We start from the raw sequence: 15,351 nt of genomic DNA on the forward strand, positions 1-15,351 counted from the left end.
ATTTATTGCTGAAAATAAATCCCTTTTAATCATTTCATCACATTAAACCTTATCCCAAAATACTAATAATTTGTTGGGCTAGTTCAGTTCCTATTCTATCTTGTGCCTCACCTGTAGCTGCACCTATATGCGGTGTCAGTGAGATTTTGTGGTGCATTAAAACAGCCATTTCTGGAGTTGGTTCACTCTCAAAAACGTCCAATCCTGCAAACAATATTTTTCCGCTATCCAGTCCTTTAAGTAAAGCAACCTCGTCAATTACACCACCACGGGCACAATTTACAATTCCCACACCATCTTTCATGCTAGCAATTTCTTTATCACTAATAATGTAACCGTTTTGTGCAGGTACATGTAGCGTAATAAAATCAGCCTCTTTAAAAACTGATTCTAAAGATTGTGAAACGATAGTTGTGGTAATAGATTGACCGTCAAAAAAAGATACCGTGACATCTACTTGAGGAATAAAACTATCTGCAGCAATAACTTTCATTCCTAGTCCAAGCGCCATTTTTGCAGTAGCCTGACCAATACGGCCAATGCCCACAATTCCAAGCGTTTTTCCTCTCAATTCAATTCCGTTACCATACGCTTTCTTTAAACCATCAAAGTTGGTATCGCCTTCAAGTGGCATGTTTCTATTCGAGTCGTGCAAAAATCGAACCCCCGAAAATAAATGTGCAAAAACCAACTCTGCCACAGATTCTGATGATGAAGCAGGCGTATTAATCACTGCAATTCCTTTGCTTTTAGCATAATCCACATCAATATTATCCATTCCCACACCGCCTCGGCCTATAATTTTCAAGCCAGGACAAGCATCAATAATGTCTTTACGAACCTTAGTAGCGCTTCTTACTAAAACGACACTTACATTGTTTTCATTAACAAAATTAGCTACTTGTTCCTGTGCTACTTTTGTTGTTATAACTTCAAAACCACCTTTTTCTAAAGCTTGAATTCCACTTTTTGAAATTCCATCGTTGGCTAATACTTTCATTTTTATTTTATTTTTAAGGATTGAAAAATTTAAAGATTCAATCTATATTGTTTATTGTAGTGATTGATTAAAAATTGATTTTTTAAATCTTTAAATCTTTAAATCATTCAATATTTTAATTTTTAAATTGCCTTTTCCAAAGCCTGCATTACATCCACCAGTACTTGAACGCTCTCTAATGGTAATGCATTGTACATAGAAGCTCTGTAACCACCTGCTGAACGATGACCTGGTAATCCTGAAATTCCTGCAGCTTTCCACAAAGCGTCAAAGGTTGCGGCATGTGCTTCATCATTCAACAAGAACGTAGCATTCATATTAGAACGATCCTCCATAGCAGCAGCTCCTTTAAATAATGGATTTCTATCAATTTCGGCATACAATAAAGCCGCTTTAGCATTGTTTATTTTTTCAATGGCTGCAATTCCACCCAAGTTTTTTAACCATTGTAAAGTCAATAAAGAAGCATAAACAGGGAAAACAGGAGGTGTGTTGTACATACTTTCTGCTTTAATATGTTTGGTATAATCCAGCATACTAGGAATAGTTCTACCAGTTTTACCTAGAATTTCTTCTTTTACAACAATCAATGTGGTTCCTGCAGGTCCCATGTTTTTTTGAGCTCCAGCATAAATCAAGTCAAATTTTGAAAAATCCAATACTCTTGAAAAAATATCCGAACTCATGTCGCATACAAGTGGTATGCTAGTTTCTGGAAACTCTTTCATTTGGGTCCCAAAGATTGTATTATTACTCGTGCAGTGGAAATAATCAGCATCTTCTGGAATACTGTATCCTTTTGGAATATGATTGTAATTTTGTTCTTTTGAGGAACCAATGATGCTAGTTTCTCCAAAAAGTTGTGCCTCTTTTATCGCAGCGGCAGCCCATGTTCCTGTGTCCAGGTAAGCGGCTTTTCCATTTTCTTTCATCAAGTTGTACGGAACCATCAAAAATTCTAGACTAGCACCACCTGCAAGAAATAATGCTTGGTAGCCTTTGCCTTCAAGGCCTAATAATTCTAAAACAAGTGCTCGAGCCTCTTCCATTACGGCCACAAAATCTTTGCTTCTGTGAGACATTTCTAGAAGAGATAATCCAGAATCATTGAAATTTAATATCGCTTGTGCTGATTTTTCAAAAACTTCTTGGGGTAAAATGCAAGGTCCTGCGCTGTAGTTGTGTTTTTTCATGTGTGTAGTTATTTCCAAAAAAATTAAAATGCAAATTTCGACAATAGGAGCTTAAAAGTAGCTAATTAATCAAGAATAATTGCCCCCTATTTTAGGCTATATTTAGTAAAAATGAAATTGTATCTATGTTATCTGCATAATCCCATAATTGCGGATTTTGAGTTTGTCCAAACGAAATACTATTTTCAATGCAACCACCAGAAACGATACATTGAAGTAGTTCATTTTCAGAATCTAACTTTGTTTGTAGTGCAGGTAAGTCTTCGTAATATTCATAAAAAACACTAGAAATAGGTGAGGCATGGCTTTGATCTTCTTTTATAGTCAAAAAGCCATTGTCAAGCAACTTGAAATTACTCATCAAGAAAACCGCTTTGTTGTAATCGTAATTATTAGCGTATTTTTCATAATGAATGACATCTTGATATTCAAAAATGGCTTCAAAAAAGGCGTCGAAATTATATCCCTTTGGTACAAAAAGTTTAGATACATTACGACATCCTAAACCAAAATACCTAAAAATATCTTCTCCCAAAGCAGTTAGTTCCTCCTTATTTTCAGTACCAGTCAAAACCGCTACTGAATTTCTACTCTTTCTAATAATAGACGGTTTGTCTTTAAAATAATATTCGAAATACCTAGCTGTATTGTTACTGCCTGTGGCGATAACTGCATCAAAGTTTTCTAATTTACCCTCTACAAAACGAATAGTATTCGCTAATGGAGGAGCGACTGCAATCAAATATTTAGCTAAAAAAGGCAGTAAATGTTGGTCGTTTGATGATGTTTTTACAATCACATTGTTCCCAGTTATTACAACCGATAAAAAATCATGAAACCCAACTAGAGGAATGTTTCCTGCAAGTACTAATGCAATATTTTTTGGATTTTGATTCTCTAGAGTGTAGGCAGAAAGCCATTGATCAAGGTTTTCTGCTGTTAATGCGTTTGACCAAGATTGTATTGAAAAATATACATTTTCAGGAGTGTACCAGCCATTGTGTGATCGAGACAGGATAATAAGTTCTTGAAAAGCATCAAAAAATGTTTCGTTGTGCAAAACATTTGGGCTTTTTATAGTATTGTTTTCAGAAAATTGGCTTAAAAATTTCCCTAATTCAACAAAAACATTTTTTTTTGTTTCTAATGTCATAATGTTTGCTTATGAATAGTTTTGATTGTAATTTTGCACAAAAATAAGCTATAAAAAGTATAGTAAAAAGATTAAAAGACGAAAGATCATAGATTCTTATACTCAAAAATCTTATTTGCTTAATTCCTAAATTAAAAAGATGGCAATTATTATAACAGACGAATGTATCAATTGTGGAGCTTGTGAACCTGAGTGCCCAAATACTGCAATATATGAAGGAGCTGATGATTGGAGATACAAGGACGGAACAAAACTGAAAGGTAAAGTAATTTTGCCAGACGGTACTGAAATTGATTCTGACGAGGCACAAACACCAATATCTGACGAAGTGTATTATATCGTTCCTGGTAAATGTACGGAGTGTAAAGGATTTCATGACGAACCGCAATGTGCTGCAGTATGCCCAGTAGATTGTTGTATTCCAGATGATGCGCATGTAGAAAGTGATGAAACATTGCTAAACAGGCAAGCATTTTTACACAACGAATAAGTATTGATTTTAAATAAAAAAAACCTGAGATATCTCAGGTTTTTTTATGCAATACTATTTTTGTTATTCTTTGATCATTTCAAAAATTTCAGATGTAATTTTATCTGTTGCTGGATCATAAGATTCTAAAACTAAGTTTCCATCAGCATTAAAGTATCCAAAAGAGGTTTTGCTTTTAGTACTGTAAATATAATTATTATTTGAAGTTTTTCTTAATACAGCCGCCTTTTCCTTATTAGGCAGGTACATGTTATAACCTGTTTCTGCTAGACTAACTTGGTATTTTTGTCCGTTGTAGTTGTAATAAGCAGATCTGTCTACGTCTACAATATTTGTAACTCCATTTGCTGTTACCGCAGTAATGGCTGTAACCTGTACAGGAGTTTGTTTTATTTCTTTATTCAAAGCATTAGACTCAGCATCTTTCAATTCAATATTTTGAGTTTCTTTTACCTCTTGAGTTTTAACCAATTGTTTTTCTCCTTTTGAATCTTTTATTGTTGTAACCGTTGTTTTTACCTCGGATTTTACATTTTTGATTTGCGCTTGACTATTCATTGAAAATAATAGTGCAATAGCACCAATAAGTATCGTTTTCATAATTATTTATTTATAATATTAATATGAGGTAAAATTACAATGGCAACAGAGATAAGTTGTTATGGAATTTCCAGGATAAATTGTATAATTTACACTAGTTACTTTTTTCCTTTATGAAAATTTATTGATCGTTAATAGTATGTTTTGAAAATCAAAAAAGAAAATGATTCTTTCGAAACAATTTCGAATAAGTTTTAATTATGATGAGGTACGTAGGTAAGAGTTTTTGCCAAAAAAAAAGGACCATCTTTCGATAGTCCTTTATGAATTTATATTTGAAAATTAGAATTTATAGTTCAAAGATAAATTGAACATAGTTCCTAATTGACTGAAATGGTATCCATCATACGTCATTTGAGAATAACGTCCATTGAAAGTAACCAAATTGAATTGTTTTCTAGTTTGAGCTGGATCATTCAAAATTGCTGTTCCAGCTGCGTTTTCAGCTTTAAATTGCCATTCTGGTAAAACATTTAATATGTTATTTACATTAAGTGCTAATGTAAGTTTATCTGTTGCAGAGAATGTAACTCCTAAATCAGTAACCATTTTTGTCAAAAACTCTACTCTTAAGTCATTTGACATACCAGCATTTTTAAACTTTGTAGGCCCAAACAAGGTATTGTTTACTGTTAATCCAAATTTTCCAATTTCGTATTCTGCACCACCTATTACTTTGAATTCAGGTCTAGAAGTAAATAAAAGTGCTTCTTGGGTTGCATCTATTACAGATTGATTAACAGCTACAACACTTGCAGGATTTTTAACTGGGCCGTCAATTTTATTTGTAATGGTATAGTTACCAGATAAGTTAAAGCCCATTTTTCCAGATCCCACTATTAAATTTTTGTAGCCCGCTACAAGGTCAATCCCAGAGGTTCTTGAATCAATTCCGTTAACAAAAAACGCTGATGTATTAGTAGGGGAAAATGTGATAGGATTTCCAAGTACAATTCGGTCTTCTACCTTAATATCATAATAATCAATGGTAAGGTTGAAATTTTTGTTTGGTTTTAAACCTATTCCTGCTGTAAAGTTTGTTGAATTTTCAGAATCTAATTTTGGAACACCACTTGCTCTTGCTGCAGATGATACATTGTTAATTAAACCTTGTACAACGATTCCTTGTCCTGGAACAAAAGAGGATTGTGATTTTTGAGTGTATATTTGATGTAATGATGGTGCTCTGAATCCTGTTGATAAAGAAGCTCTTAGTGTTATTTTATCGTCAGAAAACTTATATCTAGTACTTGCTTTCCAGACAGTTGCACTACCAAAATCGCTGTAGTCTTCATATCTAACTGTCCCATTTATTAAAAAATCTTCTGTGACATCGTATGCTAAATCTAAATAGACACCCAAGTTATATCTATTAAATTTACCTGAATTTTCTGGAGTATTACCTTGAAATGAATCAGCACCACTTCTATTTCCAGTGTATGATGCAAGATCTCCTTCGAAAATTTCAAAATTTTCAGTTCTAAATTCAGATCCAAATCCTAAACTTAATTGATCATTTAAATTTTTAGAGATATCTATATTTCCAACATAGTGATTAAATGATGTTCCTCCTGGTTTGAAAGTGATTGGAGTGTTAATTCCATATAAAAAGTTTTCCCCAGGGTCTTTCGTGTCATTACCATTAGAGTCAATAAATGATCTGTTTTGTGAATTTGAAACGGTGTATATTTGAGTATTACCTCCTGTTGTTAAACTTACATCTGTATTCCATCCATTTTTGGTTGATTTGTAACCTATTGTTGCATTGTAATCGTTAAGATCACCTTCAAATGTTGGTACATAACCTTGGTAAGAAGCAGCAGTTCCATTACCGAACAATGTTGCTAGATATGGCATGTCAGCTACTGATCTCCAATACGGTGTTCTGTAATTAGCAAATGAATTCACTTTTTTATACACATAAGCGGCATTGTAATACATTTGATTATTTTCGTTGTAATCAACTCCACCATTCACTAAAAATTTTGCAGAGGCAGTTTCTGGTGATCCATTAACATTTCCAGCATCTGGTTTAAGAGCTAGGAAAGCATTTACGTCAGCAAGGTTAGCGCCAAAATCAGCAACTTCTCCATCTGCATTTACTTTTCCGGGTCTATTTGCTAATGCAACTTTTGAAAAATCTACAGTGTAATTGATAAATCCTTTTTCGCCAATAGTAGATCCATTGTTTAAACTTACTCCATACATTTCACCATCTCCTTCAGATGTTATTCCTGTTCTTAATGTAACTGATCCCAAAGAGGAATTCTTTTTTAAGATGATGTTCATTACACCAGCAATGGCGTCAGAACCGTATTGTGCTGAAGCTCCATCACGAAGTATTTCAACTCTTTCGATAGCATCAGTCGGTATAGCCGAGATATCTGATCCTGTTTCACCACGTCCCGGAGATGTTTGTGTGTACACTAGTGAACTCATGTTTTTTCTCTTTCCATTGATCAAAATTAACGTTCTACTAGGTCCCATATTTCTTATTTCGTAAGGATCTAGTAGGGAAGTAGCGTCATTTACAGGAGTTTGTACCGTGTTAAAAGACGGTATTTTGTATTGTAATGCTTTGTCAAAAGTTGCTTGTCCTGTTGAGGTAAGATCTTTTGAAGAAAGTACATCAATAGGAAGTGCTGATGTAGTGTTACTTCTAGGTGCAGTTCTTGTTCCTGTTACTACAACTTCATTTAAATTTTGTCCACCTTCTTCTGATAAAACTACATTGATTACAGCTTCTGTTGCTGCTCTTTCTACTTTGTTGAATCCAACATAACTAAATACTAATGTAGCTCCTTCATTTACTTTAATTTTGTAAGAACCATCACTGTCAGTAGAAACTCCATTCTTTGTTCCTTTTTCTACGATGTTAACTCCTGGTAACGAATTCCCAGAATTGTCTTTAACTACACCTGATATTTGCTTTTGCGCAAATACAAACGAGACGTTTAAGAGGATTAATAATAATGCGATTTTTTTCATAATAAGTTGTGTTTTATTTTTGGTTTGATTTTAAATAGACCGCAATATAATTTTTTTTTAACAAAATATTAGTACTATTTATATTTTTTTTGAAAAAATAATAGGTTGTCAGTAATGCTATCTTTTAATTATTGAAAACAGTATTAAAATGGTATATTTGCAAACTTTTAAAGCTAAATAGCTTTATCTAATAAGATTTAATGCTTGATAGCTCAAAATTTAAAACTCAAAAGAATCTTGTTTGCCATAAAATGTCTCACAGGTTTCTGGTAAAAAATAAAATAGTATTTACAGATGAAAGCAGGAATTGTAGGGTTACCTAATGTTGGAAAATCAACTTTGTTCAATTGTTTGTCAAACGCAAAAGCGCAAAGTGCTAACTTTCCTTTTTGTACCATAGAGCCAAATATTGGCGTTGTTAATGTACCAGATCCAAGAATTAATAAACTAGAGGAATTGGTAAAACCGGAGCGCGTACAAATGGCTACGGTGGATATTGTGGATATTGCAGGCTTAGTAAAAGGAGCTAGTAAAGGAGAAGGTTTAGGAAATCAATTTCTTGGAAACATTAGAGAGTGTAACGCTATTATTCACGTATTGCGTTGTTTTGATAATGATAATATCGTTCATGTTGATGGTAATGTAAATCCCATTCGCGACAAAGAAACGATTGATATCGAGTTGCAGTTAAAAGATTTAGAAACGGTTGAAAAACGTTTGGAGAAAGTAAATCGTGCTGCAAAAACGGGTAACAAAGAGGCGCAGACTGAAAAAGCGCTTTTGGATCGAATTAAAGATACTTTATTGCAAGCTAAATCAGCTAGAACTATCGTTCCACAAGGAAATGACGAGGAAGTTTTAATGGAATCGTTTCAATTGATTACAGCAAAACCAGTTTTGTATGTGTGTAATGTAGACGAAAACTCTGCCGTAAATGGAAACAAATATGTAGACCAAGTTCGCGAGTTAGTAAAAGATGAAGATGCAGAAGTAATTATCTTGTCTGTAGGAGCCGAAGCTGATATTACAGAGCTTGAAAGCTATGAAGAGCGTCAAGTTTTCCTTGAAGATATGGGATTGTCAGAGCCAGGAGCATCCGTTTTAATTCGTGCAGCGTATAAATTATTAAAACAACAAACCTATTTCACGGCAGGTGTAAAAGAAGTTCGTGCTTGGACCATCAATATTGGTTCTACCGCGCCACAAGCTGCGGGAGTAATTCATACTGATTTTGAAAAAGGGTTTATCCGTGCTGAAGTAATTGCTTACGAAGATTACGTGCAATACGGTTCTGAAGCTAAATGTAAAGAAGCAGGAAAATTTAAAGTAGAAGGTAAAGAATACGTTGTGAAAGACGGTGATGTAATGCACTTTAGATTCAACGTGTAATTTTTAAACGTAAAACGTAAAAAGTCGAAAGTTAGATATAGCTTTCGACTTTTTTTATGGACCTAATCCAGCTTTCTGCTTCAAGATTTTTCTATAAAGCCTTTTTTTCTAAGCCCTCAAAGGAGCTTCCTGTGGTCGCTCTTTTAGGTCAAGAAAAAATGTGGCTTTATAAAAAAATGCTTTCCGCTACAATCTGGGGTATTTGTATAGGTGTTTAAAGTTTGATTATAATTATCAGAAGGCGCATTGATAATTAACTTTGTCATAAAATCTATTTGTTGTACATTTAGAAAAACAATCTTATGAAAATAATAGCCTTTGGCGCAAGCAACAGTAAAAATTCTATTAATAAAAAACTGGCAACTTATGCAGCGCATCTTTTTGAAAATGCAAACGTAGAAGTTTTAGATTTAAACGATTTTCAAATGCCTTTGTTTTCTGTTGATTTGGAGGTTGAAATTGGTCAGCATGAGTTAGCGAAAGCATTTTTAGCTGCAATTGCAACAGCAGATGTGTTAGTGATTTCTATGACAGAACACAACGGTAATTATAGTGCTGCTTTCAAGAATATTTTCGATTGGAGTTCTAGAATCAACGGAAAAGTGTTTCAGGATAAACCCATGTTACTTTTGGCTACTTCGCCGGGAGCTAGAGGTGGAGCTAGTGTTTTAGAAATTGCAAAAACTGCTTTCCCGCGTTATGGCGCCAACGTAAAAGCAACTTTTTCGTTACCTAGTTTTGATGCTAATTTTGATATCCAAAAAGGAATTATAACTAACGGTGAATATGATATTAAGCTAAAGTCATTGATTGGCAGTTTTAGATCGTAAAGCAAAAAGAGCTTGTCAATATTATTCTTGATAACTTTGAGGCTTTGAATTTTTAAAATTTATCATATTACACTACATTAGCACATTCGAGAGCTTTGCGTAAAGTAAAGCCCAAACTGAACGAAGTTAAAATCCACAAATTTTAAAATGTCCGATCAAAATCAATATACCGAAGACAATATTCGGTCCTTAGACTGGAAAGAGCATATTCGCATGCGCCCCGGAATGTACATCGGGAAACTGGGTGACGGTTCTTCGCCAGATGATGGTATTTATATCCTGTTAAAAGAGGTTTTAGACAACTGTATCGATGAATTTGTTATGGGGTCCGGTAAAACCATTGAAGTGACCATCAAAGACAAAACGGTTTCGGTACGTGATTACGGGCGAGGTATTCCGTTGGGTAAAGTAGTTGATGTAGTTTCGAAAATGAATACGGGTGGTAAATACGACTCCAAAGCGTTTCAGAAATCAGTAGGTTTGAACGGTGTGGGTACCAAAGCTGTGAATGCACTTTCAAATTATTTCCGTGTAGAATCGGTGAGAGAGGAAAAGCAAAAAGCCGCTGAGTTTTCAGCTGGAAATTTGGTCCTTGAAGAAGATATTATTGATACTACGAAACGCAAAGGAACAAAAGTAACGTTTACGCCAGACGAAACCATTTTCAAAAATTACAAATTCCGAATGGAATATGTGATTAAAATGGTGAAGAATTATTGTTACTTAAACAATGGTTTGACGATCATTTTTAATGGTGAAAAATACATTTCAGAGAACGGACTTCGTGATTTACTAGAAGAAACAATAAGTGCTGATGATTTGGAATATCCAATTATTCACTTGAAAGAACATGATATAGAAATTGCGCTTACTCACAGCAAAACCCAATACAGTGAGGAGTATCACTCTTTTGTAAACGGACAAAATACCACACAAGGAGGGACGCACTTAGCAGCTTACAGAGAAGCTATTGTAAAAACCATTCGTGAGTTTTACAATAAAAACTTCGAAGCTTCAGATGTACGAAAATCTATTGTGAGTGCTATTAGTATCAAGGTGATGGAACCTGTTTTTGAGTCGCAGACGAAAACTAAATTAGGTTCGACAGATATGGGTTCTGATGATGGGAGTACACCAGTCTCGGTGCGTACTTTTGTTAATGATTTTATCAAAAATAAGTTAGATAACTATTTACATAAAAACCCACCAACAGCAGAAGCGTTATTGCGCAAAATTTTGCAGGCAGAGCGTGAGCGTAAAGAATTATCTGGAATTAGAAAACTAGCTACTGATCGTGCTAAAAAAGCCAATCTACACAATAAAAAATTAAGAGATTGCCGTGCTCACTTACCGGATACTAAAAACCCTAGAAACTTAGAGAGTACGCTTTTTATTACCGAGGGAGATTCGGCTTCGGGATCTATTACCAAGTCGCGTGATGTAAATACGCAAGCGGTATTTAGTTTACGTGGAAAGCCGCTGAACTCATACGGAATGAGTAAAAAAATTGTGTACGAAAACGAAGAATTCAACTTGCTGCAAGCCGCTTTGGACATTGAGGACGGTCTCGAAAAGTTGCGTTACAACAACATTGTAATCGCTACCGATGCCGATGTCGATGGAATGCACATTCGATTGTTGTTGATTACCTTCTTTTTACAATTTTTTCCAGAATTAATCAAAGAAGGTCATTTGTATATTTTGCAAACACCACTTTTTAGGGTTCGAAACAAGAAAGAAACCATTTATTGTTACTCTGAAGAAGAAAGAAGAGAGGCAATCGAAAAACTAAAACCAAAACCAGAAATAACTCGATTTAAAGGATTAGGAGAGATTTCACCAGATGAATTCAAGAATTTCATTGGAGAAACCATTCGCTTAGATCCTATTATGATGGATAAAAACACGTCGATTGAGCAGTTACTTTCTTTTTATATGGGCAAAAATACTCCCGATAGACAAGAGTTTATTATCAAGAACTTGAAGGTGGAGTTGGATGCTTTGGTTGAGGAGTGATATAGGTTTAAAGTAAGATTTAGAATTACTATTTAATACAACTATTTTAATTGTGAGAACTTTTAAATTTGAAATTGTGGAACATATTTCTGAGGAAAACTATTCTTTTTAGACATACACGATAAGAAAAATATACAAAACTATTATTCAATAGAATATATTTAATGAAAGACGAAGAAGACGAAAATACAATTCCTGAGGGAGAAGAAAATGAAGATGTAAGCAACGACGCCGGTTTCGAAGACATAAAAACCTCGAGTGGCATGCAACATTTTTACGAAAACAATAATGAAGAAGGCGATACCATAACCAAGGTTACGGGCATGTACAAAGACTGGTTTCTGGATTATGCTTCGTATGTAATATTGGAACGTGCTGTTCCGGCTATTGAGGACGGATTTAAACCTGTTCAACGCCGTATCATGCACTCGCTTAAAGAGTTGGATGATGGTCGTTACAACAAGGTGGCGAACGTCGTGGGACACACGATGCAATACCATCCGCACGGAGATCAAAGTATTGGTGATGCTATGGTGCAAATTGGTCAGAAAGAATTATTGATAGATTGCCAAGGAAACTGGGGAAATATCCTAACAGGTGATGGTGCTGCGGCTTCGCGTTACATTGAGGCGCGTTTGTCCAAGTTTGCTTTGGAAGTCTTGTATTCTCCAAAAATTACCGATTGGGGTGTTTCGTACGATGGTCGTCGTGCTGAGCCAAACAATCTGCCGGTAAAGTTTCCATTGCTTTTAGCACAAGGAGCAGAAGGAATTGCTGTAGGACTTTCCACGAAAGTGTTGCCGCACAATTTTAATGAGCTAATTGACGCTTCGATCAAAATATTAAAAGGAAAAGCGTTTACGTTGTATCCTGATTTCATGACGCAAGGTATTGCTGATGTATCAAATTACAATGACGGATTGCGTGGTGGTCGTGTACGCGTACGTGCCAAAATTGCCCAATTGGATAAAAACACGTTAGTCATCACTCAAATTCCGTTTTCGACTAATACGACCACTTTAATTGATAGTATTTTGAAAGCCAATGAAAAAGGCAAAATCAAAATCAAAAAAATTGAAGACAATACCGCTGCTGAGGTAGAGATATTGATTCACTTATTTCCAGGAGTTTCTCCAGACAAAACCATTGATGCTTTGTTTGCTTTTACAGCTTGCGAAACATCAGTTGCGCCTTTGGGTTGTGTGATTGAAGATAACAGACCTTTGTTTATTGGGGTTTCTGAAATGTTGCGCATTTCAACTGCAAGAACAGTTGATTTATTAAAACAAGAACTCGAAATTCAACTCGAAGAATTAAAAAACAAGTGGCACTTTTCAACGCTAGAGAAAATTTTCATTCGCGAAGAAATGTACATTGATTTTAAATTGTATGGTGATAGAGAAGCGCTGTATACCTATTTGTACAACCGATTTGAGCCTTTTACGAAATCTTTTGTTAGAGCCATTAATGATGACGATTTGCAGAAGCTCACGCAAATTCAAATGATTCGAATTACCCGTTTTGACTCGGATAAGGCTGATGACATGATTGCCAAGTTAGAGGACGAGATGAAGGAAGTAGAACATCATTTAGCTCATTTAACAGACTTTGCAATAGCGTATTTTACGAAATTAAAAGAGAAATACGGAAAAGGTCGCGAACGCCAAACCGAATTGCGTATTTTTGATGATATCGAAGCAACAAAAGTAGTCTTGCGCAACACCAAACTGTATGTAAATAGAGAAGAAGGTTTTGTAGGTACAAGTCTTAAAAAAGATGAGTATGTCACAGACTGTTCTGATATTGATGATGTCATTGTTTTTCTAAGAGATGGAAAAATGATGATTACAAAAGTGGATGCAAAAACCTTTGTGGGTAAAGATATTATTCACGTAGCTATTTTTGACAAAAGCGACAAGCGCACCATTTACAACTTGATTTATCGCGATGGAAAATCAGGGCCTTCTTATATAAAACGCTTTAACGTATCGGGAGTTACGCGTGATAAACCTTATGATTTAACAAATGAAACTGCGGGATCTCAAATCGTATACTTTTCATGTAATCCAAACGGTGAAGCTGAGGTAATTACCATTTTGTTGCGCCAAGTGGGAACTATCAAAAAATTGAAATTTGATATTGATTTTTCAAATCTTGCCATAAAAGGAAGAAGTTCTAAGGGGAATTTGGTAACGAAATATCCAATTAAGAAAATAGAATTAAAAGAGAAAGGGATTTCTACATTATTGCCTCGTAAAGTGTGGTTTGATGATACGGTACAACGATTGAACGTAGATGGACGTGGTGAATTGCTAGGTGAATTTAGACCAAGTGATAAAATTTTAATCATTGCACAATCTGGCAAGCTCAAAGTGATAACGCCCGAGTTGACAACACATTTCGACCAAGACATGGTTGTTTTAGAGAAATGGAATCCTAAAAAACCAATTTCGGCCATTTATTTTGATGGAGAAAAAGAGCGCTATTACATCAAACGCTTTTTGGTAGAAACCGAAAACAAAGAGGAAGCCTTTATCTCAGAGCATGCTAATTCGCATCTAGAAATTGTTTCAACAGATTATAGACCTATGGCCGAATTAGTTTTTGCAAAAGTAAAAGGAGTACAAAAAGAAAACCAAGTGGTAGATGTTGAGGCTTTTATAGCCGTAAAAGGATTCAAAGCCCAAGGAAATCAATTGACTGCAGATAAGTTAAAGCAGGTCAATCTGCTGGAATCACTCCCGTATGAGGAGCCTGTAGAGGAAATTCCAGTACCGATTGTTTTAAATGACGAAGAGACGGGACCAGTGCAATTAGATGACGATGGTCAAATAACCATGAGTTTAGATTAACAAAAAAGCTTCCAATTTCTTGGAAGCTTTCTTATTATTTACTAGTTATTCATAATTTATTTTTTACTCTTATTCATTTTCATATTCAGTACTTCTACTAATAATGAGAACGAAATAGCAAAGTACAAATAGCCCTTTGGTACTGGTGTTACGTGACTTCCAAAGATCAAAGCGTTCGATAGATGAGCACTTTCAGTAAGCAACATCATTCCAATTAAAATCAAAAATGAAAGTCCAAGTATTTGAATAGAAGGATGTTTGTTGACAAAATTCCCAACAGGAACCGCAAATTGCATCATAATAAGTACAGAGATTATTACTGCTGTAATCATAATGTATAAGGCACCTTCAACACCATTTGTCATTCCTACCGCTGTCAAAATACTATCAAAAGAAAAAACCAAATCAATCAAGATAATTTGAAAAATAACGTTTTGAAATGATTTTGTAGCCGCTTTTCCAAGTTCTTTTTCCTCATGTCCTTTCTCATCCACTTTTTCCCGAATTTCATTGGTACTTTTGTAAATCAAAAACAACCCACCACCCAGTAAAATTAGGCTTTGACCCGTAATTCCAGCCGAAAACCAACTCAACTCAATGTGAAACCATGGTTCTTTCATTTGAATTAATAAATTAATACCAAACAAAAGCGCAATTCTCATGAACATTGCCAGGAACATTCCTATTTTAGTGGCTCTTTTGCGTTGTTCGATCGGTAATTTTCCAGTAGCAATAGAGATGAAAATGATATTATCAATTCCTAAAACAATTTCAAGAAAAGTCAAGGTCAAAAGGGCAATCCACGCATCAGGGTTTAAAAATACTTCCATTATATTTAGT

Annotated in this window: 12 protein-coding genes; 5 read left to right on the forward strand and 7 right to left on the reverse strand. The window is 34.9% G+C overall.

Going from position 1 to position 15,351, the window contains the following annotated elements; genetic code table 11:
- Nucleotides 1-49: 49 nt before the first annotated feature.
- The 3 genes from K5V07_RS05215 to K5V07_RS05225 form a co-directional block, all read right to left on the reverse strand.
- The gene (locus K5V07_RS05215) at nucleotides 50-1,000 is read right to left on the reverse strand and encodes a D-2-hydroxyacid dehydrogenase (protein WP_221916659.1); all 951 of its coding nucleotides are present in this window, start codon (nucleotides 998-1,000) and stop codon (nucleotides 50-52) included.
- Nucleotides 1,001-1,122: 122 nt separating this feature from the next.
- Nucleotides 1,123-2,193: a 3-phosphoserine/phosphohydroxythreonine transaminase gene (gene serC / locus K5V07_RS05220; protein ID WP_221916660.1), complete on the reverse strand. Its 1,071-nt coding sequence runs from the start codon at nucleotides 2,191-2,193 to the stop codon at nucleotides 1,123-1,125.
- 91 nt (nucleotides 2,194-2,284) lie between these two features.
- The gene (locus K5V07_RS05225) at nucleotides 2,285-3,346 is read right to left on the reverse strand and encodes an acyl-CoA reductase (protein WP_221916661.1); all 1,062 of its coding nucleotides are present in this window, start codon (nucleotides 3,344-3,346) and stop codon (nucleotides 2,285-2,287) included.
- Nucleotides 3,347-3,485: 139 nt separating this feature from the next.
- On the opposite strand from K5V07_RS05225, the gene K5V07_RS05230 reads away from it, so the two are divergent.
- Complete coding sequence (locus tag K5V07_RS05230; protein WP_086453198.1) at nucleotides 3,486-3,836, forward strand: 4Fe-4S dicluster domain-containing protein; 351 nt, start codon at nucleotides 3,486-3,488, stop codon at nucleotides 3,834-3,836.
- A 63-nt stretch (nucleotides 3,837-3,899) separates the two neighbouring features.
- On the opposite strand, the gene K5V07_RS05235 is transcribed toward K5V07_RS05230, so the two are convergent.
- Together K5V07_RS05235 and K5V07_RS05240 are read right to left on the reverse strand one after the other, a co-directional pair.
- Complete coding sequence (locus K5V07_RS05235; protein ID WP_221916662.1) at nucleotides 3,900-4,436, reverse strand: hypothetical protein; 537 nt, start codon at nucleotides 4,434-4,436, stop codon at nucleotides 3,900-3,902.
- 282 nt (nucleotides 4,437-4,718) lie between these two features.
- Nucleotides 4,719-7,424 carry a TonB-dependent receptor gene (locus tag K5V07_RS05240; RefSeq protein ID WP_221916663.1) on the reverse strand — a complete coding sequence of 902 codons (2,706 nt, stop codon included), beginning with the start codon at nucleotides 7,422-7,424 and terminating at the stop codon, nucleotides 4,719-4,721.
- 294 nt (nucleotides 7,425-7,718) lie between these two features.
- Here K5V07_RS05240 and ychF point away from each other — a divergent pair, with 294 nt between their 5' ends.
- Nucleotides 7,719-8,813, forward strand: coding sequence for a redox-regulated ATPase YchF (gene ychF / locus K5V07_RS05245; protein WP_221916664.1), 1,095 nt, complete (start codon nucleotides 7,719-7,721; stop codon nucleotides 8,811-8,813).
- A gap of 143 nt (nucleotides 8,814-8,956) precedes the next feature.
- Here ychF and K5V07_RS14990 read toward each other — a convergent pair whose 3' ends face one another.
- Nucleotides 8,957-9,079, reverse strand: a complete 123-nt coding sequence (locus K5V07_RS14990) for a hypothetical protein (RefSeq protein WP_255577704.1) — start codon at nucleotides 9,077-9,079, stop codon at nucleotides 8,957-8,959.
- Nucleotides 9,080-9,115: 36 nt separating this feature from the next.
- On the opposite strand from K5V07_RS14990, the gene K5V07_RS05250 reads away from it, so the two are divergent.
- From K5V07_RS05250 to K5V07_RS05260, 3 genes are all read left to right on the forward strand, one after another.
- Entirely contained in the window at nucleotides 9,116-9,643 is a 528-nt protein-coding gene (locus tag K5V07_RS05250) for an NADPH-dependent FMN reductase (protein ID WP_221916665.1), read from the forward strand.
- A 147-nt stretch (nucleotides 9,644-9,790) separates the two neighbouring features.
- Nucleotides 9,791-11,659: a DNA topoisomerase IV subunit B gene (locus K5V07_RS05255; protein WP_221916666.1), complete on the forward strand. Its 1,869-nt coding sequence runs from the start codon at nucleotides 9,791-9,793 to the stop codon at nucleotides 11,657-11,659.
- A gap of 164 nt (nucleotides 11,660-11,823) precedes the next feature.
- A complete protein-coding gene (locus tag K5V07_RS05260) occupies nucleotides 11,824-14,511 on the forward strand; it encodes a DNA gyrase/topoisomerase IV subunit A (protein WP_221916667.1) in 2,688 nt (895 codons plus the stop codon).
- Nucleotides 14,512-14,567: 56 nt separating this feature from the next.
- Here the strand turns inward: K5V07_RS05260 and K5V07_RS05265 are convergent, their stop codons facing one another.
- Nucleotides 14,568-15,341, reverse strand: coding sequence for a TerC family protein (locus K5V07_RS05265; RefSeq protein ID WP_182651092.1), 774 nt, complete (start codon nucleotides 15,339-15,341; stop codon nucleotides 14,568-14,570).
- Between the last annotated feature and the right edge of the window lie 10 nt (nucleotides 15,342-15,351).

The organism is Flavobacterium sp. CHNK8, from assembly GCF_019774515.1.
Lineage (GTDB): Bacteria > Bacteroidota > Bacteroidia > Flavobacteriales > Flavobacteriaceae > Flavobacterium > Flavobacterium tiangeerense.